The organism is Burkholderia pyrrocinia (genome assembly GCF_022809715.1).
GTDB classification, from domain to species: domain Bacteria; phylum Pseudomonadota; class Gammaproteobacteria; order Burkholderiales; family Burkholderiaceae; genus Burkholderia; species Burkholderia pyrrocinia_C.
Genome location: NZ_CP094461.1, coordinates 1013021 through 1036811, shown reverse-complemented (window position 1 = coordinate 1036811; position 23791 = coordinate 1013021). Strand labels below are relative to the sequence as shown.

The 23791-nt window shown below is 67.6% G+C and carries 18 protein-coding genes; 17 read left to right on the top strand and 1 reads right to left on the bottom strand.

Translation table 11 applies throughout. The features are described 5' to 3' along the window. Positions 1–374 precede the first annotated feature (374 nt). Entirely contained in the window at positions 375–776 is a 402-nt protein-coding gene (locus MRS60_RS34825) for a hypothetical protein (RefSeq protein ID WP_152604016.1), read from the bottom strand. On the opposite strand from MRS60_RS34825, the gene MRS60_RS34820 reads away from it, so the two are divergent. From MRS60_RS34820 to MRS60_RS34740, 17 genes are all read left to right on the top strand, one after another. Beyond that, complete coding sequence (locus tag MRS60_RS34820; protein ID WP_243567138.1) at positions 775–2145, top strand: undecaprenyl-phosphate glucose phosphotransferase; 1371 nt, start codon at positions 775–777, stop codon at positions 2143–2145. The two genes, MRS60_RS34825 and MRS60_RS34820, sit on opposite strands and share 2 nt — an antisense overlap. An 8-nt stretch (positions 2146–2153) precedes the next feature. Then, positions 2154–2606 carry a protein-tyrosine-phosphatase gene (locus MRS60_RS34815; RefSeq protein WP_034185017.1) on the top strand — a complete coding sequence of 151 codons (453 nt, stop codon included), beginning with the start codon at positions 2154–2156 and terminating at the stop codon, positions 2604–2606. 26 nt (positions 2607–2632) lie between these two features. After that, positions 2633–2998 carry a hypothetical protein gene (locus tag MRS60_RS34810; RefSeq protein ID WP_243567136.1) on the top strand — a complete coding sequence of 122 codons (366 nt, stop codon included), beginning with the start codon at positions 2633–2635 and terminating at the stop codon, positions 2996–2998. A gap of 119 nt (positions 2999–3117) precedes the next feature. Then, positions 3118–4278: a polysaccharide biosynthesis/export family protein gene (locus tag MRS60_RS34805; protein WP_243567134.1), complete on the top strand. Its 1161-nt coding sequence runs from the start codon at positions 3118–3120 to the stop codon at positions 4276–4278. Positions 4279–4310: 32 nt separating this feature from the next. Then, the gene (locus MRS60_RS34800; protein ID WP_131947599.1) at positions 4311–6542 is read left to right on the top strand and encodes a polysaccharide biosynthesis tyrosine autokinase; all 2232 of its coding nucleotides are present in this window, start codon (positions 4311–4313) and stop codon (positions 6540–6542) included. Continuing rightward, positions 6526–8055: an oligosaccharide flippase family protein gene (locus MRS60_RS34795; RefSeq protein ID WP_243567132.1), complete on the top strand. Its 1530-nt coding sequence runs from the start codon at positions 6526–6528 to the stop codon at positions 8053–8055. Before MRS60_RS34800 ends, MRS60_RS34795 begins: the two co-directional genes overlap by 17 nt. Beyond that, positions 8052–9278 carry a hypothetical protein gene (locus MRS60_RS34790; RefSeq protein WP_243567131.1) on the top strand — a complete coding sequence of 409 codons (1227 nt, stop codon included), beginning with the start codon at positions 8052–8054 and terminating at the stop codon, positions 9276–9278. Before MRS60_RS34795 ends, MRS60_RS34790 begins: the two co-directional genes overlap by 4 nt. Beyond that, positions 9275–10111, top strand: coding sequence for a glycosyltransferase family 2 protein (locus tag MRS60_RS34785; RefSeq protein ID WP_243567128.1), 837 nt, complete (start codon positions 9275–9277; stop codon positions 10109–10111). Before MRS60_RS34790 ends, MRS60_RS34785 begins: the two co-directional genes overlap by 4 nt. Positions 10112–10114: 3 nt before the next feature. After that, positions 10115–11185 (top strand): glycosyltransferase family 4 protein, encoded by a 1071-nt coding sequence (locus MRS60_RS34780; protein WP_243567126.1) that lies wholly within the window; start codon positions 10115–10117, stop codon positions 11183–11185. A 67-nt stretch (positions 11186–11252) separates the two neighbouring features. Continuing rightward, positions 11253–12080 carry a glycosyltransferase family 2 protein gene (locus MRS60_RS34775; RefSeq protein ID WP_034185023.1) on the top strand — a complete coding sequence of 276 codons (828 nt, stop codon included), beginning with the start codon at positions 11253–11255 and terminating at the stop codon, positions 12078–12080. Between the two features lie 59 nt (positions 12081–12139). Beyond that, positions 12140–14461: a DUF4838 domain-containing protein gene (locus tag MRS60_RS34770; RefSeq protein WP_243567124.1), complete on the top strand. Its 2322-nt coding sequence runs from the start codon at positions 12140–12142 to the stop codon at positions 14459–14461. Next, positions 14458–15678 (top strand): glycosyltransferase, encoded by a 1221-nt coding sequence (locus MRS60_RS34765; RefSeq protein ID WP_243567122.1) that lies wholly within the window; start codon positions 14458–14460, stop codon positions 15676–15678. The genes MRS60_RS34770 and MRS60_RS34765 overlap by 4 nt, the downstream gene beginning before the upstream one ends. Positions 15679–15723: 45 nt before the next feature. Beyond that, a complete protein-coding gene (locus tag MRS60_RS34760; protein ID WP_243567121.1) occupies positions 15724–17019 on the top strand; it encodes a polysaccharide pyruvyl transferase family protein in 1296 nt (431 codons plus the stop codon). A 104-nt stretch (positions 17020–17123) separates the two neighbouring features. After that, entirely contained in the window at positions 17124–17996 is an 873-nt protein-coding gene (locus MRS60_RS34755; RefSeq protein WP_243567119.1) for an IclR family transcriptional regulator, read from the top strand. A gap of 432 nt (positions 17997–18428) precedes the next feature. After that, on the top strand, positions 18429–19391 hold the full coding sequence (locus MRS60_RS34750; RefSeq protein ID WP_105391481.1) for a sigma-54 interaction domain-containing protein: 963 nt from the start codon (positions 18429–18431) through the stop codon (positions 19389–19391). 160 nt (positions 19392–19551) lie between these two features. After that, the gene (locus MRS60_RS34745; protein ID WP_034185053.1) at positions 19552–19959 is read left to right on the top strand and encodes a DUF3467 domain-containing protein; all 408 of its coding nucleotides are present in this window, start codon (positions 19552–19554) and stop codon (positions 19957–19959) included. A 9-nt stretch (positions 19960–19968) separates the two neighbouring features. Further along, positions 19969–23733, top strand: a complete 3765-nt coding sequence (locus tag MRS60_RS34740; RefSeq protein WP_243567115.1) for an N-acetylmuramoyl-L-alanine amidase — start codon at positions 19969–19971, stop codon at positions 23731–23733. The last annotated feature ends 58 nt before the right edge of the window (positions 23734–23791 follow it).

The following is a 23791-nucleotide window of genomic DNA, read 5'->3' as shown; positions in this document are numbered from 1 at the left end:
CGGCCAAGCGCGCGCGGAAGAGACGTGCGCCTGTCGATGGCAATGCACATGACAGCGACCTGAGCCTCCCGAATGCCGTTCATGTCGGCCGCGTTACGGCGTGTCGTTACGTAACGTCTGCGAACGCCGCAGTCGCGCAAACGTTACACAGGATTATTTTGATTTATTCATACCTTTCAAATTTGGGACATAGGTCATTGGTTTATCGAGGATTTTCCGCGCTGCAGCACGAGAGAACGTCTCGGTGGCACGGATCGTGCGTCAAATGCCATGTGCAGAAGTAGTTAATACCATAACGCTAGACCAATCATGAATCAGATCAACACTCCTATATCCGGACGCGACGCGGGGGCGAAGCGGTCGATTCCGGACATTCAATCGATAAATCGCGTCCATTCGCCGATCCATTCAGGATGGTTCGGGCGCGGCATTTCCATTGCCATGCCGAATCGTGTTGACGCGTCCTTGCGGCGGCCATGCATCGGCGCGGGGGCGTGAGCCCAAGTAACCGGTAGTTCGTCCGCGGTCTGGATTCCCGGCGTGAATTGAACCGTCGGTTCGATAAAGGCGCATTCAATTTCATATAGGAATGCGAATTTCTTGATTAATTCATCGACGGGCCAATGACGCCCGGGATGAGTGTTGTCGATGCATCGGGATACCGAGGGCGGAGCATGTCCGGCGTCGCTCGGGAAATGTCCGTCGGCGTGGTGAGCGGCACGGACGCGTTTGACCGCAAATAAGGCGCCACCATGCGCCGCCTGGAGAATATCCATGTTCGGATTTCAGTCGATTATCGCGCGCCTGCTCGATGCGCTCGTGGTGGTGCTCGGAGCGGCGGCCGCGTCGCACGTGCGGTTCGATGGCGATACGCTCGGCCGGCCTGACGCGATGGTCGTCCCGTTTGTCGCGATGCTGACGCTCGCCGTCTTTCCGGCATGTCAGGTGTACCAGTCGTGGCGCGGGCGGTCGTGGATCGCGATGATCAGCCGCATCAGTGCCGCATGGGTCGCCGTGCAGGCATGCAACCTCGTGCTGCTGTTCGCGATGCATCGCGCCGATCAGGTGTCGCGGCTGTGGTTCGTCTACTGGACGGCGATCGCGGGATGCGGATTCATCGTCATTCGCCTGGCTGCCTATACGATGCTCGCGCGCGTCAGGCACGCGGGCCTGAATCTTCGCAAGGTGGCGATCGTCGGTAACGGCGCGCATGCCGTGCGTGTGATCGAAACGCTTGCGCTGTCGCCGGCAAGCGGGTTTCGCGCCGTCGTGCTCCACGATCCCGCGGGATCGTCCAGCGGCATCATCCCGGCGATCGCGGATTTCACCGAATTCGCCGCGGCAGTGCGTGCCGAAGCCGCGACGGAAATCTGGCTCGCGTTGCCGATCTCCGAGGAACGGACGATCCGGCGCGTGCTGAAGACGTTCGGCGACGATCTGATCAATATCCGCTTCATGCCGGACATGTGCAGCATCGCGTTGCTCGGTGGAACGATGATGGATCTCGTCGGCATGCCGGCGATCAACCTCGTCGCATCGCCGATGTCGCATCACGCGTTGATGCAGAAGGCGCTGTTCGACCGGGTATTCGCGGCGGCAGCGCTCGTCGCGCTGGCGCCGCTGCTCGGCCTGATCGCGCTGGCGGTCAAGCTGTCGTCCCCGGGCCCGGTGCTGTTTACGCAGTACCGGAAAGGCGCCGATGGCCGGGTGTTCAGGATTTACAAGTTCCGCACGATGCGCGTGCACGCCGAACCGGCCGGCATCGTACGCCAGGCGACCCGGGGCGATGCGCGCATCACGCGCGTCGGCGCGTTCCTGCGTCGCACCAGCCTCGACGAGCTGCCGCAGTTCTTCAACGTGCTGCGCGGCGACATGTCGGTCGTCGGGCCGAGACCGCACGCGATCGAGCACGACGATCTGTACCGGCCGCTCGTCGAGGGATACATCCATCGCTACCGGATCAAGCCGGGCATCACCGGATGGGCGCAGGTCAACGGTTATCGCGGCGAGACGGATCACCTCGACAAGATGGTCAGCCGTGTCCAGCACGACCTCTATTACCTGCGCAACTGGTCCTTCGGGCTCGACATGAAGATTGTCGCCGCCACGGTGCTGAAGGGCTTCGTCCATCCGAACGCGTACTGAGCCCGGCCATGATCGAACGCATTCTGGTCGTCTGCGACGGCAACGCATGCCGCAGCCCGATGGCGAGCGCGATGCTGGCACGCGCGCTGCCGTCCGTGCAGGTGCGTTGTGCAGGACTGATCGCGCTGGCGGGCCGGCCGGCCGCACAGGCCGCGATCGACGTGATGCGCGAACGCGGCTTCGACATCACGTCGCATATCGCGCAACCGGTGCATCTCGGCCACGTGCGCGCATCGCAGCTGATCCTCGCGATGACGCTCGTGCAGTGTCGCGAGATCGAGCGCCGTTACCCGTTCGCGCGCGGTCGCGTCTTCCAGCTCGACCATGCCGCGAAATGCGATATCGCGGATCCGGTCGGCAAGTCGGCGCAAGTGTTCGATGCCGTGGCGCGCCACATCGAGCGCGCGGTGGCGCACTGGATCGCGCGGATTCCCGCAGCTGCCGCACGGGGGCACGGCTGATGCGACGCCATGTCGGTCGACTCGCGATGCTCATCGGCCTGTCGTGTGCATCGGCTGCGCACGGCAATGCGCCGGTAGCGCGCCCTTCGACGAACGCGCCGCGGTGGATCGCGGGCCTCGCGGATAGCGCGTCCCAGACCTCGAATCCGTGGCGCGGATCGATCGCAAAGCCGGCGGTCGCGTCGGGCGTCGCGGCGCCGGCGGTCGGCAACTACGCGCCGCTGCCGATCGAGCGGCAGATGCGGGCGTTGTCGATCGACGCGCTGGGCATGCCGGCGGCGCATCGCACGCGCGGCGCGGCACGCGTCCCGATTCGGCCGCGCGGCGGGAACGACAACGCGACAGACGACTGGCCGGGCATGGCGTCGCCCTGGTCCCGTTCGTCATGGTGATCGACCGGGCGGTGCGGCATGAGGGCGAAGCAGGCCAAACCCTCACGCGACGAAATGAACACATCCGCGAGCACGGTGCCACGGACGGAATTGACGACAGCGCGACATACGAGGCAGCAATGGGCAAATCATTCGACGGTGTATCGACAGGCAGCAGACGGGGCCGCGCGCTGGCCCCGCTCGTGCTGTCCGTGTTCCTGACGGCATGCGCCGTTGCGCCCGGCATGCGGATGACCGGCTCGCAGGAATTGCCGGTGGCCAGCGCGCGAAACGGCGAACCGGCGCAGTCGCTCGATGTGCCGATCCGGGAAATCGACGTCAACCTGCTGCAATCGATGCGCGACGACAGCGACTCGACCGGGCACGTCGACGCGCTGTTGCGCGAGCGCGCGAAGGGCGGCTATCGGATCGGCGCCGGCGACGTGTTGCAGATCACGGTGTGGGATCACCCCGAACTTTCCGCGGCGGCGCCGACGAATCAGTCGTCGTCGACACAACGGCAGAGCGACCCCGTCGGCGGCTTCGTCGTCGATGAAACCGGCAGCGTGCAGTTTCCTTATGTCGGCACGCTCGCGGTCTCGGGCAGGACGACGACCGAGGTTCGCGATGCGTTCCGCGTCGCGTTGACGAAAACCTTCCGCGACCCGCAAGTCACCGTGCGCGTCACGTCGTACCGCAGCCAGCAGGTCTACGTCGAAGGCGAGGTGCGCAATCCGGGCGTCCAGCCGATCAACGACGTGCCGATGACGCTGATCGAGGCCATCGATCGCGCGGGCGGGCTTCAGCCGACGGCCGATCGGAGCCGCATCGAGCTGATGCGCGGCGACGAGCATTACGTGCTGAACCTGTCCCGGCTCGTCGCACGACGCATCGACCCGGCCAGCATCCTGTTGCGCAACCGGGACGTGCTGCGCGTGCAGTCGCGCGAGGACAACGGCGCGTTCGTGATGGGCGAGGTCGCGAAGCCGACGCTCGCGCTGCCGCTGCGCGACGGCTCGCTGACGCTCGGCGATGCGTTGCAGCAAGCCGGCAGCTTCAACAGCGGCACCGCCGACACGGCGCAGGTCTACGTGATTCGCGGGCGCGGCTCGAGTACCCCCGACGTGTTTCATCTCGATGCGAAGTCGCCGGTCGCCATGGTGCTCGCGAACGACTTCAGGCTGGCGCCGAAGGACGTCGTTTATGTCGACGGCAACGGCCTCGTCCGACTCAGCCGCGTGCTGTCGCTGCTGTTGCCCGCCATCAATGCCGGCATGACCGGCGCGCTGGTCGCGAAATGAACCGCCGGAACCCGATCGACACTGGATTTGCCATGACAGACCTTTCCGATGCACGGCTGTACGACGCGGCGTTGTACGACGATGCGCCCCTTTCGTCCTACGTCGACATCGTGCTGGCCCGGTGGCGCATGGTGCTGGGCATCGCGGCCGGCGTGTTCCTGCTGGGGCTGCTGTATGTCGTATTCGCGACGCCGGTCTATCGGGTCGACGCGACGATCCAGGTCAACGAATCGACCACGGCGGGCAATTCGCCGTTGCACGACATCGCGGCGTTGCTCGACAACGGGAGCACGACCGCTGCCGAACTCGAACTCGTGCGCGCGCGCATGGTGATCGACTCGGTCGTCACGAAGCAGCATCTGAACCTCATCGCCGAACCGCGCTATGTCCCGTTGATCGGCCGCTGGGTCGCGCGTCGCTATCGGGACGACGGCGTGGCGCGACCGCTTTGGGGATTGTCGCGGTTTGCCTGGGGCGGCGAGCGATTCGACGTCGTCACGTTCGAGACGGCCGGCAAGAAGAGCCACGACGGCATCGACGCGCTGGACGGGCTCTGGTTCGACGTGACCGCCGAAGGCGGCGGACGCTACGTGGTCAGGGACGAGGACGGCGACGTCGTGCTGAAAGGCGAGGTCGGCGTGCCGGCGCACGGGCAGTACAAGGCGCAGCCGCTGACGCTGCTGGTCGCGGCCCTCGACGCCCGGCCGGGCACGGCGTTTCGGCTCAGGCGCATCCCGCAGCTCGAAGCGGTTTCCCAGCTCCAGGACGATCTGACCGTCGAGGAAAAGGCCAAGCAATCCGGCATCCTGACCGTCACGCTCGAGGGCGACGACCGGACCCGCATCCGGGACATCCTGCGGGCCGTGGTCGACGGCTACGTCCAGCAGAACAAGGAGTACCGGAGCGAGGAGGCCGCCGCGACGCTGGCATCGCTGAAGAGCAGCATGCCGACCGTCATGAAGGCGCTGAAGGATGCCGAGGACAAATACGCGGCGTTTCGCGCGCGCACGGGGACGGTCGATCTCGACGAACAGGGCAAGCTGCTGCTCGGCCAGGAAGTGGACATCGAGACGCGCACGCTCGAACTCAAGCAAAAGCGCGTCGACCTGATCGCGCGGTTCGCCGACGGCCATCCGGCCGTGCAGGCGCTCGACGCCAACCTGGCGGAACTGGCGGGCAAGGCGAAGGAGCTGAAGGCGCTCGAAGCCAGGTTGCCCGATACGGAGCGCGAGGGCCTCGGCGTGCTGCGTGACGTGCGCGTCAACACCGAGCTGTATACGAACCTGCTGAACACCGGACAACAGCTCGAGATCGCCAGGCGCAGCGAGATCGGCAATGTCCGCGCCGTCGACTTGCCGGTCCTGCCGGTGAAGCCCGTCAAGCCCAGGCGCCTGCTGCTGGTCGCGCTGTCGTTGTGTGTCGGGATCGCCCTCGGCATCGCCGCCCCGTTCGCCCAGCGGGCGGTATGGGGCCGCGTCGAACATTCCGAGCACCTCGAGCAGGCGCTGGGCGTACCGGTCTATGCGGTGGTGCCGCATAGCCGGGAGCAGCGGCGTCTCGTGCGCAACCAGCAGCATGCGGGACAGGGCGCGCATGTTCTCGCATCGGAAATTCCGGAGGACGTGACCGTCGACGCGATCCGCAGCCTGCGCACGACGCTGCAGTTCACGATGTCCGAGTCGGGGCACAACGTGATCATGGTCACGAGCCCGCAGCCCAGTGCGGGCAAATCGTTCCTCTGCGCGAACCTGGCTTCGCTGTTCGCGTCGGGCGGCAAGCGCGTGCTGCTGATCGATGCCGATATTCGCCGCGGTCAGTCGCATCGCCACTTCGGGCTGCCGGCTGCGCCCGGCCTGCCCGACGCGATCGCGAGCGGCACGCTCGAGCGCGGCGTCCAGAAATCGGCGGTCGCCGGCGTCGACGTGCTCGCGCGCGGTGCCGTCGCCCGCACGTCGGAGCTGTTCAACGACGGCCGCTTCAAGTTGCTGCTCGACACGGCAGCGCGTCTCTACGACATCGTCATCGTCGACACGGCGCCGATCCTCGCGCTGCACGATGCGGCGACCATCGGCCGCCACGGCGCGACGACGCTGCTGTGCGTCCGGCATGGGCGCAGTTCGATGCCAGAGATCCGCGAGGCGGAGCGTCGCCTGCGCAACGCCGGCATCGCGATCAGCGGCGTCGTGCTGAACGACGTGCCGCGGCGCCAGGCCGTCTACGGCGCGTATGGCGAAGGGAAATACGCGTATGAAACCGAGCACTGAGCCCGCGATTCGCGACATCGCGCTGCGCGCCGCGAGCGACCGCGCGTCGCCCGCCGGCGAGCGGCTCGGTGCGCGCACGGTGCGAAGCCTCGCGTGGGCGCTGGTGCAGGCATGGGGCGGCAAGCTCGTCACGCTCGTCACCTATCTGCTGGTCGCGCGCTGGCTCGGCCCGGCGGACGTCGGGCTTGCGGCCGCGGTCACGCTGTCGCTGTCGCTGGTCCTGATGATCGCCGAGGGCGGCCTGGGCGACGCGCTGGTTCAGCGCGCGTCGCTCGACGACGACGATCTCGAATGGCCGTTCGTGTGCTCGATCGGCATGGCGATCGTGCTCGCGGTCGCGCTGTTCGTCCTCGCCGGGCGCGTCGAAACGTGGCTGGGCGTACCGGGCCTGGCGCCGTATCTGCGGGTGGCGTGCGTGTTCGTGCCGATCGGTTCGGCGAGTTCGTTCCAGGAGGGGCTGTACAAGCGGCGGCTGGATTTCCGTACGCTGGCGATGCGTCAACTCGGCTCGGTGAGCGTCGCAGGCGCCGTGGCGGTCGCGCTGGCGATCGCGGGCGCCGGTGCGTGGAGCCTGATTGCGCAGGCGGCGACCTTCATGACGATGTCCGCGCTCTGGCTCTGGCGCAGACCGGTCTGGCGTCCGCGCGGCCGCCGGAACGCGTCGACGTTCTGGCCCATTGCGCGCTTCGGCGGTCACGTCGTTGCGTCGAGGCTGATCGACTGGTGCGCGACACGCACCGTGGACCTGATCGTCGTCGCGCTGTACGGCGCGGCCGGGCTGGGCATCTATGCGATCGGGGCGCGGCTGTACCAGACGGCGCTGGAACTGCTGTGCCGCGCCGCGACCGACGTCGCGCTCGCGGTGCTGTCGCGTGTCGCGCACGACGCCGGGAAAATGGCGGCCACCTACCTCGACGTCACGGGGCTTGCCGCGATGGTCGCGGCGCCGCTGTTCGTGCTGATGGCCGTGTCGAGCCACGACATCACGGTCGTATTGTTCGGCGCGCGCTGGGCCGACAGTGCCGCGATCATGACGCCGCTGATGGGGCTCGGCGCGATTCAGACGGTCCAGTTCGTCAACGGTGCATTCCTGTCGGCACGCGGGCGGCCGAACGTCACGATGTGGCTGACGGTCGTGAAGCTCGTCCTGGTGCTGGGCGCGATGGTCTGCCTGCCGTCGCACGACGTCGCCGGGCTGGCGTGGCTGTATGTCGGCGCGGTGCTGTTCATCACGCCGCTCAGCTTCGGTGCCGTCGTGGTCGAGCTGTCGATCGATCCCGGCCGCTTGCTGGGTCGGCTGGTGCCGCCGTATCTGATTGCGTTCGGCTGCGCGCTGATCGTATCGCGGCTTGGCGCGCACCTCGGCGGTGTGCCGGCCCTGGTCAGGTTGCCGCTGCTGATCGTCGCCTTCGGCGCCGCTTATGTCGGCGCAACCTGGACGTTGCGTCGTCAGGCCGCCCGGCAAACCGTGGCGATGCTGATCGCATTACGCGATGCGAGGCAACGGACATGAGCCGCCTCGCGCTGCAGGTGCCGCGGCAACGCGCGTCGTCACTCGGTGGGGCGACGAGCGGGCCGCAGGTGCGCTTCGACCTCGCGGACGCGGTCCTGCTCGTGCTGCTGCTGCTGAGTTCGATCCAGTTCCTGAAGATCGGCGGCGCGCAACTCGGTCAGCTGTTCGCGGTGCTCGTGCTGCCGGTGCTGCTGGTGCGGCGCCGGATCCGCGTCGGCGCGTGGGAAATCTGGGCCTTTGCGTTGTTCGTCGGCGTCGCGTTGTCGACGACGTTCCTGTCCGGCTATCCGCGTTTCAAGGCGACCGAGCAGATCGTGAAATTCGGGTTCGTGATGCCGGCGTTCTATTTGATCGGCCGCTATTACGGCGCGCGGGCACGCACGCGGCCGTTGCCGTTCGGCTATGTCGCGATCGCGGGGTTCCTGGCGTTTCAGTACGCGCTGCAGTATTTCGACGTCCCGGTGCTGTACGAAAAAGTCGACTTCATGCAGAACGCGATTCACGGTTCGTTCAAGGAGCGCAACTGGTTCGCGGCGTTTTTCTTCCTGACCGCCTACGCCTGTTTCCTGCAGTCGTCACGCCGCATTCCCGACGTCGTGAAGTTCGTTGCGCTCGCACTCGTCGTGACGCTGCTGAGCGAATCGAAGACGGTGTTGATCGCATGCGCGATCGTGATCCTGCTGCAGGTGCGCGGCCATTTTTTCGCGAAAGTGCTGACGATGGCCGCCGGGGCCGGGTTCTATCTGTACATGTTCACGCGCGAACTGACCGGCGACCAGCTTCAGGTCCGGCTGCAACAGGAGCGCGGGCTTGCCTTCATGGAATCGATCAAGCTGGTCGGCCGCGACTGGATCGGTCACGGCTTCGGCTTCGTCGAGCATTACTTCTCGCACTCGGCCGTCGCCGTCCGCGGGCTCGGCGAGGGCACGAGCGCCGTGTTTTGCGCGCCGCTGGATCTGATGCTGGTGGCCGGCCCGATCGGGCTGCTCGCATGGGCGGTGTTCTTTGCGGGCCTCGGCCAGGGCCGGCGCGCGATGGTGTTGCTCGCGCCGATCGCGGCATGGTCGCTGATCAACCCGATGCACCAGAGCGAAACGTCATACCTGTTCGTCGGCTACCTCGCGTCGTTCGCGTTCGTTCCGCGGGCGGCACGCCGGAAAGCGCGCGCTGTGCCGCGCGTGTTGCGGCCCCGATCCATTTTCCCGTCCGGACCTACGCGATGAAATTCTCTCTCATCATGGCGACGCTCGGCCGTAGCGACGAGATCGAGCGCATGTTCGATTCGCTGCTGCGGCAGGCCTACGCCGACCTCGAAGTGATCGTCGTCGACCAGAACCCGGACGACCGGGTCGAGCGGATCGTCGACCGGTATCGCGACCGGCTGACGATCGTCCATCTGCGATCCGACAAGGGCAAGTCGCGGGCGACGAACGTCGGCCTGAAGGCCGTGACGGGCGACGTGGTCGGGTTCCCCGACGACGATTGCTGGTATCGGCCCGGGACGCTCCATGCGGTCGCGGCGCGCTTGTCCGCGGACAGAATGCTGGACGGCGTGACGGGCATGAGCGTCGATGCCGCGGGCCGGCCGTCGCAAGGACGGTGGGCGACCTCGGCGCAGACCGTCAACCGCTTCAACGTATGGGTGTGCGCGACGTCGTACACGATCTTCCTGCGCCGGTCCGCGGTGCATGCGGCGGGGCAGTTCGACGTGGACCTCGGCGTGGGCGCGACCACGCGCTGGGGAGCGGGGGAAGAAGTCGACTTTCTGGTGCGCGCGTTGCAGGCGGGGTGCCGGATCGACTACGACCCGCATCTGCGCGTCCATCATCCCGAACCGCTCGCCGTGCTCGACGAGCATGCGTATGCGCGCGGCCGGCGCTACAACCGCGGGTTCGGGCATGTGCTGCGCATCAATCGTTATCCGCTCGCCTACGTCCTTTACATGATCGCGCGGCCGGTCGCCGGCTGCCTGCTGTCATGCGTGCGCCGCAATCCGCGGCGTGCGAAGTACTACTGGATCGCCGCGTCGCATCGCCTGCTTGGCTGGATGGATTGAACGATGAGCACGATCCTCACCGCTTCGACCGAATGCACCGACCGTGCCGAGCGCACCGGGCGCGCGCCCCTCACGGTCTATACAGACACGCGCTGGCCGGTTGGAACCGGCATCCACAACGTGATGGCGGCCTATGCCGAGCGCGCGCCGTCGACCGTCCGCATCGAGCCGCTGCCGGTCGGCGGCAGTGTCGCGCACCCGCTGTCGCCGCTCGCGTTGAGCCGCGCGCTGAGGCGGCTGCCGGCCCGCAACGCCGTGTTCTGGAATCCCGGGTTCGTCCCGGCCGCGTCGCCCGATTTCCCGTCGGTGGTCGTGGTGCACGACCTCACGCATCGCCACTTCTATACGCGCGCGCACCGCTTCTACTACGACACGGTGCTCCGTCCGCTGTACCGGCGTTGCACCGCGATCGTCTGCGTGTCCGAGTTCACGCGCGACGAATTCCTCCGCTGGTCGGACATGCCGCCGGATCGCGTTCACGTGATCCACAACGGGACCGACGCTGCATACCGACGCAACCGCGACACGCTCGGCTATCCGTTTCCGTACGTGCTTTATCCGGGTAACCGGCGCAACTACAAGAACCTGCACCGGTTGATCGCGGCATTCGGCGCGAGCGGGCTGTTGCCGCTCGGCGTGCGTCTGATGCTGACCGGCGACCCCGACCCGGCGCTGCTTGCGCACGCCGCGCGGCACCGATGCGCGGACGGCCTCGTATTCGCGGGGGTATTGCCGAACGATGCGATGCCGAAACTGTATCGAGGCGCGCTGTTTGTCGCGTTCGTGTCGCAGTACGAAGGTTTCGGCCTGCCGATTCTCGAGGCGATGGCGTCCGACGTGCCGGTGCTGACCTCGAGCGTGTCGGCGATGCCGGAAGTGGCGGGTGACGCCGCGATGCTCGTCGACCCGTTGTCGGTCGCCGACATCGCGGTCGCGATGCGCCGGCTCGGCACCGAGGCCGTGTGGCGAGACACGCTCGTCGCGCGGGGCCGGGAGCAGATCCGCCGGTTCGACTGGGATACGTCGGCGCGCAGGTTCTGGCAACTCGTCGAGCAGGTCGGCGCGTCGGCATGACGCGCATGTCAACGAACAGAGCCGGGCAAACCGGCCGACACAATCAACCACGGCGCGGGGTATCACGATGGAAACCGAAGGAAGAATCAGCGTCATCGTCGTCAATTACGGCACGCCCGACCTGACGATACGATGCGTGGCGTCGTTGACGTCATTGCGCGTCGCACTCGCCGACGACATCGTCGTCGTCGAGAATGCGTCGCCGGACGACTCGTACACGCGGTTGCGGCACGCATTGCCGCGCGGCGTCAGGCTGCTGCGCGCGGCATGCAATCGCGGCTTCGGCTCCGGCGTGAACTTCGGCATGGCCGCCTGTCGGCGCGACTACGTGCTGGTGGTCAATCCCGATACGCGTTTCAGCGAGAACGGGCTGGCGAAAGTGCTGGAGCTGTTCGAGACACGACCGGAGGCCGGGCTCGTCGGGCTCGACCTGCAGTATCCCGACGGCCGGCGCCAGTACTCGGCGCGACGGTTCTACAGCTGGCTCGACATCGTCGCGCGACGCACCGCGCTCGGCCGCTCGGGCCGCTTTCGCGCGCGGATGAACCAGCACCTGATGATCGATGCATGGTCGTGCGGCAACCCGTTCGATGCCGAATGGGTGATGGGAACGGGATTCGTCGTGCGGCGCGACCTGTTCGAGTCGCTCGGCGGCATGGACGAATCGTATTTCCTGTACATGGAGGATGTCGATCTGTGCGCGCGGACCTGGCTGGCCGGCTATCGGGTGCTCGGCATGCCGGGCGTCACGCTCGTGCACGATCATCAACGACAGTCGGCGGCGAGCCCCGTGTCGCGAGCGGGGCGGCATCATCTGCGCAGCCTGTGGCGGTTCTACCGCAAGTTCCACGTGCCGCTGTCGTTGCCGCCCGGCATCTCGCGGATCGCACGGTAATGAGGCCTGCTGCGCCGGTTCGTGTCGCCGTGCGTGCCGCGGCTGTCGCATTGTGCGCGATGGCCGCACGCGGCGGCGATTGCGCGCAGCCGGTGCGGCCGCCGCACGACGCGAACGTCGTCGCCGGAAAGCCGCCGGTGTCGGCGCCGCGCGTGCTGCTCGCGCGGGATGGCGTCGCGCGCTACCTCGTTCGCGCCGGTGCGACGGATGCCGTGACGCGACATGCGGCGGACGAGATTGCCGACTACCTGTCGCGAATCAGCGGTGCGTCGTTCGCCGTGTCGGACGACGCGCAAGACCGGACGCCGGCCATTGTCGTCGGCGGCGAGCATGCGGCGGAACGATGCCGGTCGGCACACGCGGCGCCGCTCGGCAGCGACGGCTTCGTCGTCTGCCGCAGCGGCGACGACCTCGTCGTGGCCGGCGAAACCCCGCGCGGCACGCTGTTCGGCGCGTACTGGTGGCTCGACCGCAAGCTCGGCGTGAAGTGGCTCGCGCCCGACGCGACCGAGGTGCCGCGACAGGCCGAGCTGCGCGTCGACACGGCGCCCGTCCGGCAGGTTCCGCGCTTCGCGTATCGGGAGGTGTTGAGCGCGGAAGGGGAGGACAAGCCGTTCCGCGCGCACAACCTGCTGAACGGCGAGTCGCACGGCACGTCGTATCGCGCTTCCCCGCCCGGTATCGACATGTGGGATCGCAGCTGGCTCGCGCGGGACGGCGACGCGGATTTCTGGACGCTCGTGCCGCGTGACCGGTATGCGGCCGCGCATCCCGCCTGGTATGCCGGCGGGCAACTCGCGATGATGTCGGCCGACGTCCGCGCCGCGATGGCGGCCGGGATCGTGACGCGCCTGAAGCGGCAACCCGACCCGAGCCGCATCTGGTTCGGCATCCGCGACATGGACTGGGGCTGGGACCTGGACGCAGCCAGCCGCGCGTTTGCCGACGCACATGGCGGTGCGCCGTCGGCGGCGTTTCTCGATATGGTGCGGGACGTGGCGGCGCGGGTCCGGCAGGAGGTTCCCGGCGCGCGGTTTGCAATGCCGGCCTATCACTGGGGCTTCACGCCGCCGGACGGCATGCAGGTCCCGGATTACGTTCGCGTGTATCCGATGACGATCCAGGTCGACTACGGCGTCGCGCTGAATGAGGACCGAAACGCATCGCTGCGCGATGGTCTGCGCAAATGGAGCGACATCGCGCGGCACGTCACCGTGTGGGATCACGTCGTGAACTTCGGCGGCTACATCCAGCCGACGCCGAATCTCTATCCGATCGGCCGCAGCATCGCGTGGCTCGCCACGCTGCCGAGCGTCGACGGCTACTTCGCGGAAGGCGACTGGCAGTCGCGCGGCGGCGAATTCGCGAGCCTGCGCGTGTGGTTGATCGCCCGGCTGCTCTGGACGCCGACTGCGGATCCGCGCACGCTCGTCCGCGAATATTGCGACGCCTATTACGGCGCGGCTGCCCCGGCCGTCGTGCGCTACATCGATCGCATGCACGCCGCGCTGCGCGCGAGCGGCGACGTGCTGGCCGAACAGACGCCGGTCGGCATGTCGATGTACACGTACGACTTCGTCCGCCAGTCGGAATGGGATTTCGATGCGGCCGCCCGTGCTGTCGACGGCGATGCCGTGCGTAGCGCGCGCGTTCGCCAGGCGCGCATGCCGCTCGATTTCGTGATCCTGGCGCTGCGCGACCGCTACGCGGCGCGCGCCGCGCAGGAAGGCTGGGACCTCGATATCCGCGCGCGGCGCGCGCGTTTCGACGCGGCAATCTCGGCAGCGGGCGTTCGTCAGTACCGGCAAAGCGGCAATCTCGCGGCGCTCGGCGCATTGCTCGATCTCGACCGGCATCCGGTCGTTGCGCCGCCGCTCGTGGCGGGCCTCGCCGACAGCGACTGGCGCGCGATCGATGTTTCGCGTGTGAATCTTTACGACAGCGCGCGCGTGGTGGCCGACCCCACGGCGCTCGACGGCGCCGCGATAGCGATACGCGGCGATTCGGGCGTCTGGGCAATCCAGCTCAAGCTCGACAAGCTGCCGCGCGACGGGCGCTGGGATCTCTACGCGTCGGTGCGTGTGCCGGAAGGCGGCGGTGCGGGTGGTGCTGGCGCTGCGGCCGTGCGGTTGGGCGCCTACCCGCCGATGACGCTGCGCACCGACACGCCTGCGCACACGCTCGACGACGCGCGATTCGAATGGCTGCCTGTCCCGGGCGGCCCGTTCGCGTATGACGCCGATCACGAGAAGGGCATTTATGTCCACGGCGTCGGATTCGCGCGAGGACAGTCCGTGCGCGTCGGCACCTTCATCGCCATTCGTCACGGTGTGCCGGGCGGCACGCCGCCGCCGGTTCCGCCCAAAGGAAACGCCTCATGAAAGTTGCCATCGTCTCGCCCATTCCGCTGTTTCCCGTCAATGCCGGCAATCGCAGTCGCGTGCTGAATCTCGCGCGGGCGGTCAAATCGCTCGGCTGCGACGTGCATTTCGTCTATCTGGAATCGCGCCAGACGGGCGGCATGGACCTTGACGCGCATCGCCGGGAGTTCGGTGCCGACTGCGTGTCGATATTGCGCCGCGCGGGCCTGGCGCTGGCGCTGTATCGCGTCAAGCGGGTGGCCTGGCTGGCGCGTCGTCTCGCCGCGAAAGCGGCCGGCAGCCGACATGCGTACTACACGGGGCTCGACGAATTGTTCAGCGAGCGCTTTACCGCACAATTGCGCGCGCTGCAGCAGCACCACGCATTCGATGCCGTGTTCGTCGAATACGTGTTTTATTCGCGCGCGCTCGATGCGTTTCCCGATACGGTGGTCAAGGTCATCGATACGCACGACATCTTTGCGGACCGGCATGTGCCGTTCATCGGCCGCCCCGGCGCGAAGCGCTACATGTTTTCGATTCCGCCGGAACGGGAGTGCGACGGATTGCGCCGCGCGCATGTCGCGCTGGCCATCCAGGCCGAGGAAGGCGACCTGCTGGCGGCGCGTCTCGGTAGCGGCGTTACCCCGGCGGTCGCGGTGCTGAGTCATCTGCTGGCGTTTCCGCCACAGGTGGACTGTGCCGCGCATGCCGACGCGACCTTCCTCGGCAGCGACAACCAGCCGAATCGCGACGCCGTCAAATACTTCGTCGACGAGATCCTGCCGCGTATCGTGGCCCGGCTGCCGGCGTTCCGCCTGCATCTCGCCGGCACGATTGCCGCGGCCGTCCCCGACGGGCCGCATATCGTCAAGCACGGCCCCGTCGCCGAGCTGGGCGACGCATTCGCGATCGCGCCGATCTCGATCAATCCGATGCTGCTCGGCACCGGCATCAACATCAAGCTGCTCGAAAGCATGGCGCTCGGCGTACCGATCGTCAGCACCCGGACCGGCGCGCGCGGCCTAGGCGAGCATGACCTGAGCGGGGTGACCGTCGTGCGCGACGGCGATCCGCAGGGCTTTTCGGATGCGGTCGTCCGGCTCGCGACGGACCGCGCGCATCGGATTGCCCAGGGCGCGGCGGCGCGCGATTGCGCGCGGGCCTGGCACGACACGCAGCTTCGCGTGCTTCGCGACACGCTCCGGCGGCGGCCGCCGGTCGCCGCACCGGCCTGACGGTTGCATCCGTCGAAACCACAGAATCATTCAGGGGAACAGAGCATGTCGAAACTGGCCGGTTTGAAACAGCGGCTTCGCGTGTGGTTGTATGTGAAGCGATTGACCATGCAGTGGCGTCGCGAGGCCGCGCGACGCGTCACGGGCGACGACGGCGCATCCGGCGCCCATCTGCTGATCCTGCCGTGCGATCCGTGGACGCTGGTCGGCTCGAAAGGCGATGAAGCGATGCTGCGCGCGGTCGTCGAGCGGTTGCGGCAGGCGAACGGCGCATTGAAGGTGTCGGTCGTCACGGCCACGCCCGCGGCAGCAGACGCGGCGACCCGGCTCGGTTTGCATGCGGTCGACGCATGGAACGAGCCATGGCGCCTGACGGACACGGTCGAACGGCTCGCCGCACTGCGACCCAGCGCGGTGGTCGTCATCGGCGCCGACGTGATGGACGGCTACTATTCGCCCATTACGTCGCTGAGGTTGCTGGCAACGGCGGATCTGCTGGTCCGACGCGGCGTGCACGGCACGATTCTCGGCTTCAGCTTCAACCGCTTGCCGTACATGCCTTTGCGGCATGCATTCGATCGGATCGACGCCCGGCTGCTGGTCAACGTTCGCGACGGCGTGTCGCTGGATCGATTCAGGCGTTTCAGTTCGGCGAGCGCGGAGCTCGTCGCGGATTCCGCCTTCATGCTTCAGCCGGACGACTCGTCCGATTGCGTCAGGGGCACGGCCGCGTGGGTCGAAGCGCGCCGCGCGGCCGGCGACATCGTGATCGCATTCAACCTTCACCCGATGCTGATCCGCCGGGCCAGCGACGACGATATCGCGGCGCTGGTCGCGTCGGCACAGGCAGCCATTCGCGAACTCGCGGCGCTTCATCGGATCGGCATCGTGCTGCTGTCCCACGACTATCGCGGCCGGGACGGCGACGATACCTGTCTCGAGCCGCTGCATCGCGCATTGGCCGCGACGATGGGCGAGCGGCTTTGCTACCCGCGCACCAGGATGTCGGCGGCGGAACTGAAGGCCATTTCAGGGCAGGTGGACGGCGTGGTCACCGGGCGCATGCATCTGGCGATCGCGAGTCTTGGCATGGGTGTGCCTGTCGCCGCGTTGACCTATCAGGACAAGTTCCAGGGGCTCTTCAGTCATTTCGGTCTGTCGGACAGCTTCTTGCTGAAGCCCGAGGAAGCGATGCGCTCCACGCATCTGGCGGCGGTACTGGACCGGTTCGTGTCGGCGCTTCCGCAATTGCGCAACCAGGTGCATGCCGCGCTGCCGCGCGTAAAGGAGGCGTCATCCAGAAACCTGCGCGGCGTGATCCATGCGATCCGGCCTTCGTGAGCGGTGTCCACGATACTTTTCCCGCATTCGCAGCAGCGCCGCATGACGCGCGCGGTCACGCCGGCGTGACTCAAGTGAGCTGAATTCCAGAGGCATCGTTTCACATGCGGAATCCAAACGAAGATCCGGTTGATCCCGACGGTTCGGGTCTCAAGAAAAAAGCGCATTATCGTGCGCCGGCGCTCGAGAAGGGCCTCGATATTCTCGAGTTGCTCATCGGTCGCGAGTACGGAATGGCGCAGGCGGACATCTGCCGCGCGTTGAAGCGCAGCCGGAGCGAACTGTATCGGATGATGCAGGTGCTCGAGGAGCGGGGGTACATCTACAGGGTGGATCGTTACGACCGTTACGCGCTGACCATGAAGCTTTATTTTCTCGGACAGCATCATGCGCCGACACGATCGCTCGGCGCGCTTGTCACGCCGCTCCTGCAGCAGTTCGCGTTGCAGACTGTTCAGTCATGCTACCTGTCGGTATTCGATGGCGACACGATGGTTGTCATCGCAACGGCCGGCGCTGAAACGGAATGGAACCTGGCGGTCCGGGCCGGCACGCGCGTTCCGCTGCACGGCAGCGCCGCGGGCGAGATGTACCTGGCTTTGCAGGACGAAGACGTGCGAACCCGATTGCTGCGTACCGTCGGGCACGATGTCGAGTCGTGGAACCAGCCGCGCAGTGACGAAGCATTGCCGACCCATCAGGCAGACGGCTATATCTGCCGCCCGAACGAGCGCATTCCCGGCATCACGGATATCGCAACGCCGATCGTCGACAAGTCGGGCTCGGCAATCGCCATCCTCGCTTGCCCATATCTGGCGCTCTCCGGAGAGGCCGGGGCGATGTCGATCAGGCAGATCGGCGTCGCGCTGTGCGAAACCGCACGACGCATCTCCGCGACGGTCGATCAGCGGTTCATGCAATCTGCGGTCGAGATGCCGGCGCGTGAGCCGGTGCGGAGTGCGCGTCGGACGGGCTGAGGGTATCCCTGAGATTCGTATGGCACGGCGCCCGCGTATGCGATAACGCACGATGCGGGGTGGGCAACCCAGCCGTGGATAGTCGGCATGCCCGGACCAAACTCGTTGGCCAGTCGATGCCATTATGAAAAATTCGTGAAATGGCCTGTTCGCTTTTTGCGCCGGCGCATCGGCGGCCGGCATTTCGTGCGCAAGCGCCGGTAGTCGGCAGGTTGTACGAATATCGATAATGACACTACACTGATTATCAGCCGGCGCCGGGACACGCGGTTATCCATTCAATACGCATCGCCAAGTACTAATTAAACGCGTGCCGACAATCGCCATCGAGGATGGTTGCCTTGTTCCTCAATATCCAGCGGGGGGAAAGTGGCGATGAAAATCGGGGCTGCGCATAACCCGTCAGCGGTTTGCTAGCCGAGCGGCGCGCGCATGAGCACGACCGGAAGCATTCAGGCGACGTCACTCGGGCTGCATGGCACGAGCCCGGCGATGGCCGACCTGCGCCGCTATCTGGCGAAGGTCGCGCAGACCGATACGACGGTGCTCGTGACCGGCGAAACCGGCACCGGCAAGGAGCGCGTCGCCGCCGCCGTCCATCGCCTCAGCGCCCGCACCGGCAAGCCGTTCATCGCGGTCAACTGCGCCGCCGTGCCTGACAGCCTGTTCGAATCCGAGATGTTCGGCCACGAGCGTGGCGCTTTCACCAGCGCGCAAAACGCGTTTCCCGGCCGCTTCGTCGAGGCCGACGGCGGCACGCTGTTCCTCGACGAAGTCAGCGAGATGCCGCCCGCCGTCCAGGCCAAGCTGCTGCGCCTGCTCGAAGACCGCACGGTGATGCCGGTCGGCTCGCTGCGCCGACGCGCGGTCGACGTCCGGATCGTGGCCGCCAGCAATGAAAGACTGGAGGACCTGGTCGCCGAACGCCGTTTCCGCCCCGATCTGTTCTATCGACTGAACGTCGCGCGCATCGAGATACCGCCGCTGCGGGAGCGGCCGGAAGACATCGCGTCGATCGTCGATCACTTCGTCGCCGAACACAACCAGCGGCGTGCGATGCGGGTGGGGCGGCCCGATCCGGCGTTGCTCGAATGCATGCGGCACTACCCGTGGCCGGGCAATGTGCGCGAGCTGCGCAACCTGGTCGAGGCGTTGTTCATCGATGCGCCGGAAGGGCGCCCGTTCGGGCTGGGCGATCTGCCGCCGGCGTTTCGCCGCCTGTTCGTGCAGGACTTTTCCGCCGGCGAACATGAGCGCGAGCGGCTGGTCTCGGTGCTGCGCCAGACCAACTGGAACAAGATGGAAGCGGCGCGCCAGATGAACTGGTCGCGCATGACGCTGTACCGCAAGCTGGCCAAGTACAACCTGGACGCCGGCAACACTGCATCAGTGTGACAGCGCGGCTGTCACATGGTACAGCCCGGCAGCCTTCACGCATTCCGGTCCGACCGGGAAATTCCACGGCAAATCATGCGCTTGCGTCAGCGCGCGCGGGTTGGCCCGCTCCTTGCGAAGATCGACGGACAGACCGCCCGTCGCCATGCAAGGAGGCCGTGTGCACGTCATCGAGCCACTCCAGGACGCCCCGCCGGACCCGGCGCAGCCGGCCGGCCAGCCACGGCCGCTGCTGGCCAGTTATGCGAATTATTTCGAGGTCGGGCATAACGCGTTCGAGTTCCTGATCGATGCCGGACAGGTCGAGCCGCAGTCCGGCAACGTCCAGTTGATGAGCCGCATCGCGGTCAGCCCGGTTCACGCCAAGCTGCTGGCGCAGTTGCTCGCGCGCTCGATCGCCCAGTTCGAAGCGACGCACCACGACATCCCCGACATTGCCGACATCGCCGAACCGGAACCGGATCTGGCGATTCTTCCCCCGCAGGAATTCGAACAGCGCGCGATCGATGCGCGCAGCAAGCCGATGCTCGGCGGCCGTCGCGACGAGCCCGATCAAAACCAGAGCTGAGGACACGACATGGCAGCGCAACTCCATCCCAACCGCATGGTCGTGACCGACCGCTTCCCGATGCTGGGCTTCACGATTCGCGTCGGCCACGCGCCGTGCGTCGCCGAACTGGTGATCGCCACCGATCCCGCGCTGTTCGTGCGCAAGGAAGGCCGCACGTCGTCGACGTTCTACACCAGCCGCGAGGACGGCCTGCTGGCGATCCCGCGCGGCGAAGCGGTGTTCATGGTGCCGCCCGCGGTGCTGGCGCGCTTCGCGGGCGCGGGCCGGCTGTGGTTCGGTCTCGCCACCGCCGCATCGCCCGATGCCGATGCGTGGACGGTGGACGTCCTGCCGAATGCCGACAGCCCGTACGTGTCGCTGTCGGGGCTCAGCGACCGGGGGTTGCGCAGGGTGCTCATGTTCCCGACGCGCGGGGGGGGCGGCGTCAGGAGCCCGCTGTTGAACTGGGCCGGCGACGGCACCCGGCCGGGCACCACCGCCGTGCCGGCGCCAACCGCACCGGCAGCCGTTCCCGCCGCGCCGCAGCCGGGCGTCGAGGCCGCTGCGCCGCATCACGACGTCCACTACGACGACGGGTTCGGCCCGCTGCCGCCGCTGCACGCTGCCGCGCCGGTCGCAGCGATCCCTCCTGCGCCGGCACCGGCGCCCGCCGCCGCGCCGGCGCCCGTCTCGCAGGGGATGGGCGACGATGCCGAGTTCCGCCTTGCCGGCGAGCGCCGCAGCTTTACCTGGCCGCGGCCGCGCAAGCTCTCGACCGTCGAGCGGGCCGCGCTGCGCGCGATGCTGAGCGCGAATCCGGCCACCGCGTCGCTGCTGCTGCTGCTGCCGGTCGCGATGCGCAACGGCCTGTCGGTCTCGATCGGCGCGGGCGCGGGCGCCGGGCTGGAAGCCGGGGGCTCGGGCTCGGTCGGCCTCATCTTCGACGCCAATGGCGACGACATCGGCGCCTTCGCGGCGGGCGAGCTCGACTTCGGCTTCATCGTGTCGGCGAGCGTCACCGGCCAGATCAGCCTGCTGCGCGGGCATATCGACGATTTCGCGGGCGCCGGCACATCCGTGGGCGTGATGATCGGCGAGGCCCCGGCGGGCGGCATCTCGGCGCTGTTCAACGCCCGCAACGAATTCGTCGGCGTCACGCTGTCGGCCGGCGTCAGCGTCGGCAGCCCGGTCAGCATCTTCGTCGGCGTATCGCGCGCCGCGTCGGGCACGATCGCCACCTCGGCGTCGCTCGCGTGGTCGCGCAGCCTGAGCGACGACCCGGAGGCGTACGGCATCGATACGCCGCCGTACAGCGACGACGAAGCGGCCGCCGAGCCGTCCGCAACGGCCAGTGCGCTGGCGCTGGGGGCGCGCGAGAACAGTCTCGTCACGCGCACCGCGGCCAGCCCGAATTTCGACGAGGGGCGCGGCAGCAGGACGATCGACCGCATCATCATCCACATCGCCGACGTGCCCACCGTGCAGCACGTGGTGAATACCTTCACCAATGCCGCGTCCAAGGTGAGTTCGCATTACCTGGTCGGGCAGGCGGGCGAAGTCGTCCAGTTCGTTTCCGAGGCCGACACGGCGTGGCACTGCAAGGGCTCGAACCAGCGCAGCATCGGCATCGAGCATATCGCGGTGAAGCGCGGCGGCGCCGACTACCCGCGCCGCAACGGCACCGTCCAGCATTTCGACGCGCTGGCGCCGACCCCGCTCCAGTACGAAACCTCGGCGGCGCTGGTCGCGTCGCTGTGCGACAAGTATCAGCTGCCGATCAATCGCACCACGATCATGGGCCATCGCGAGGCCGACACCTCGACCGGCCATACCGCGTGCCCCGACGGCAACTGGGACTGGGACTACTTCATGCGGCTGGTCAACAGCCGCACCTGCCAGCCGCAGTCGGCCGGCCAGGCGCTGGGGCTCGCCGCCCGCGGCTTCGGCGACGACATTCCGCTCGATCCGGGCGTCGGCGGCCTGTCGATCGGCACCGATGCGCTGGAGATCGGCGACATCATTCTCAGCACCACCGGCAATCCCGGCTCGGGCGTCATTCGTGCCGGCTCGGGCGCCGAGGTCAGCCATGCGATGCTCTATGTCGGGCAAGGCGGGCAGGTGATCGAGGCGATTCCCGGCGGGGTCCAGCTGCGCCCGCTCGCGGATGCGCTGGCCGACGCGCGCCTCGCGGTCGCGTTCCGGGTGCCGGGCCTGACCGATACGCAGAAGCGGCAGGTCGCCGATGCCGCCGCGCGCTACCTCGATCGCGGCTTCAACTATGTCGGGCTGGTCCGCTGCGGCGGCTACCTGATCGATCGCCACGCGTGCGAACTGCTGTCGGGCGACGCGGCGGAGCGCTGCCGCCGTTTCGTCGGCCGCATCGAGCTCGGCGAAGGCGCCGACACCGACAACTTCTTCTGCTCGCAACTGGTCGCCCAGTCCTTCCAGGACGCGGGCAAGCCGATCGTCAGCGTGCCGCCGCACTGGGTGCCGCCGGGCGATCTCGCCAGCCTGTCGACCGGCACGATGACCCCGGGAACGCTCGCGTATGTCGGCCACCTGAAGGCGCCGATCCCGAGCCGCAGCTTCTTCGGCATCGGCCAGGCGCTGTCGGTCGCGCCGGGCACCGCGCGCGCGCTGGGCGCCGACGACTGGACGGTGAACTGGGACGAGGTGCAGCTGACCCCGCAGCCTACCGACATGGGGTGCTGGGCAACGGCCGCGTCGATGGTGATCGGCTGGCGCGACAACCAGAGCGTCGACCCGGCGCTGCTCGCGCGCTGCATCAGCCTCGAGCGCCAGATGCAGGATGGCCTGAAGCCGGCCGAGGTGGCGGTCTTCGCCGGGGCGTCGAGTCTCACGGTCGAACCCAATGCATGCTTCGCGCCCGAAGGCTTTCGGCGGTTGCTCGAGGCCAACGGGCCGATCTGGGTCGCCGAAGTCGTGCGCGCGCCGGTCAACTTCTTCCATGCGGTGGTGGTGACGGGCATGTATCGCAGCGGCGACGCGTATTTCGTGCGGATCACCGATCCGCTGGACCGCGTGGTCGGCACGCCGGGCCATCCCGGCGCGCGGACCCTGCCGCCGACTCACGCGACCGGCAGCCGCTACATCATGACTTACGAGGATTTCGTGTCGGAATACGAGGCCGCGGCCGGCATCGGCGTGATCCAGCTCATGCATGCGGGCGGCACGTTCGGCCACCTGATCAATCGCGGCAGCGCGGCGGGCGCGGGCTACGCGCTCGGCGTCGAGCCGCCGGCCGCGGGCGGCGAATTCGGCTTCGGCGTGAGCCTGACCCGGCGCACCGAGAGTCGCGACGGGCGCAGCTACGATCTTGCGCAACTGGCCGGGCTGGTCCAGCCCGCCAATGCACTGGCGGGCGGTGCCGGCCAGCCGCGCATGACCGGTCAGCGCATCGCCCTCGACGACTGGCCGTACATCGACGGGCCGAGCGGCCGCACGTCGGCGCCGGTGACGATCGACTGGGCGTGGCAGGGCGGCGCGGTCGGCGACGTGGCGATTTCGCCGGGCGACGGGCAGATGCTCGACGGCTGGAGCGCGCTGGTGCGCGCCGATATCGGCCGCGGTTCCGGCACCCCCGAGCGGGCGAGCGTCAGGCTGCGCATCACCACCACGTTCCGGCATGCCGGCGAGGAGGATCAGATCGGCGTGACCGAGGTGGCGCTGAACGGCGACGGCCGCTTCCAGACCGTGCACGGCGCCGACGGCGCGGCGCCGCTCCCGGCAAGCGGCACGCAACCCGCGGCGCGCGAATTGCAGCCCGCCTGACCCCTGAGGGACACGCGCGATGGCCCGCCACATTCCCCCTCCGCCGCCACGCGGTGCG

What these genes read in the sequence shown, in the direction of transcription:
- MRS60_RS34820 (WP_243567138.1), top strand. Translation starts at nt 775, where the DNA reads ATGTTCGGATTTCAGTCGATTATCGCGCGCCTGCTCGATGCGCTCGTG.
- MRS60_RS34825 (WP_152604016.1), bottom strand. Translation starts at nt 776, where the DNA reads ATGGATATTCTCCAGGCGGCGCATGGTGGCGCCTTATTTGCGGTCAAA.
- MRS60_RS34815 (WP_034185017.1), top strand. Translation starts at nt 2,154, where the DNA reads ATGATCGAACGCATTCTGGTCGTCTGCGACGGCAACGCATGCCGCAGC.
- MRS60_RS34810 (WP_243567136.1), top strand. Translation starts at nt 2,633, where the DNA reads ATGCTCATCGGCCTGTCGTGTGCATCGGCTGCGCACGGCAATGCGCCG.
- MRS60_RS34805 (WP_243567134.1), top strand. Translation starts at nt 3,118, where the DNA reads ATGGGCAAATCATTCGACGGTGTATCGACAGGCAGCAGACGGGGCCGC.
- MRS60_RS34800 (WP_131947599.1), top strand. Translation starts at nt 4,311, where the DNA reads ATGACAGACCTTTCCGATGCACGGCTGTACGACGCGGCGTTGTACGAC.
- MRS60_RS34795 (WP_243567132.1), top strand. Translation starts at nt 6,526, where the DNA reads ATGAAACCGAGCACTGAGCCCGCGATTCGCGACATCGCGCTGCGCGCC.
- MRS60_RS34790 (WP_243567131.1), top strand. Translation starts at nt 8,052, where the DNA reads ATGAGCCGCCTCGCGCTGCAGGTGCCGCGGCAACGCGCGTCGTCACTC.
- MRS60_RS34785 (WP_243567128.1), top strand. Translation starts at nt 9,275, where the DNA reads ATGAAATTCTCTCTCATCATGGCGACGCTCGGCCGTAGCGACGAGATC.
- MRS60_RS34780 (WP_243567126.1), top strand. Translation starts at nt 10,115, where the DNA reads ATGAGCACGATCCTCACCGCTTCGACCGAATGCACCGACCGTGCCGAG.
- MRS60_RS34775 (WP_034185023.1), top strand. Translation starts at nt 11,253, where the DNA reads ATGGAAACCGAAGGAAGAATCAGCGTCATCGTCGTCAATTACGGCACG.
- MRS60_RS34770 (WP_243567124.1), top strand. Translation starts at nt 12,140, where the DNA reads ATGGCCGCACGCGGCGGCGATTGCGCGCAGCCGGTGCGGCCGCCGCAC.
- MRS60_RS34765 (WP_243567122.1), top strand. Translation starts at nt 14,458, where the DNA reads ATGAAAGTTGCCATCGTCTCGCCCATTCCGCTGTTTCCCGTCAATGCC.
- MRS60_RS34760 (WP_243567121.1), top strand. Translation starts at nt 15,724, where the DNA reads ATGTCGAAACTGGCCGGTTTGAAACAGCGGCTTCGCGTGTGGTTGTAT.
- MRS60_RS34755 (WP_243567119.1), top strand. Translation starts at nt 17,124, where the DNA reads ATGCGGAATCCAAACGAAGATCCGGTTGATCCCGACGGTTCGGGTCTC.
- MRS60_RS34750 (WP_105391481.1), top strand. Translation starts at nt 18,429, where the DNA reads ATGAGCACGACCGGAAGCATTCAGGCGACGTCACTCGGGCTGCATGGC.
- MRS60_RS34740 (WP_243567115.1), top strand. Translation starts at nt 19,969, where the DNA reads ATGGCAGCGCAACTCCATCCCAACCGCATGGTCGTGACCGACCGCTTC.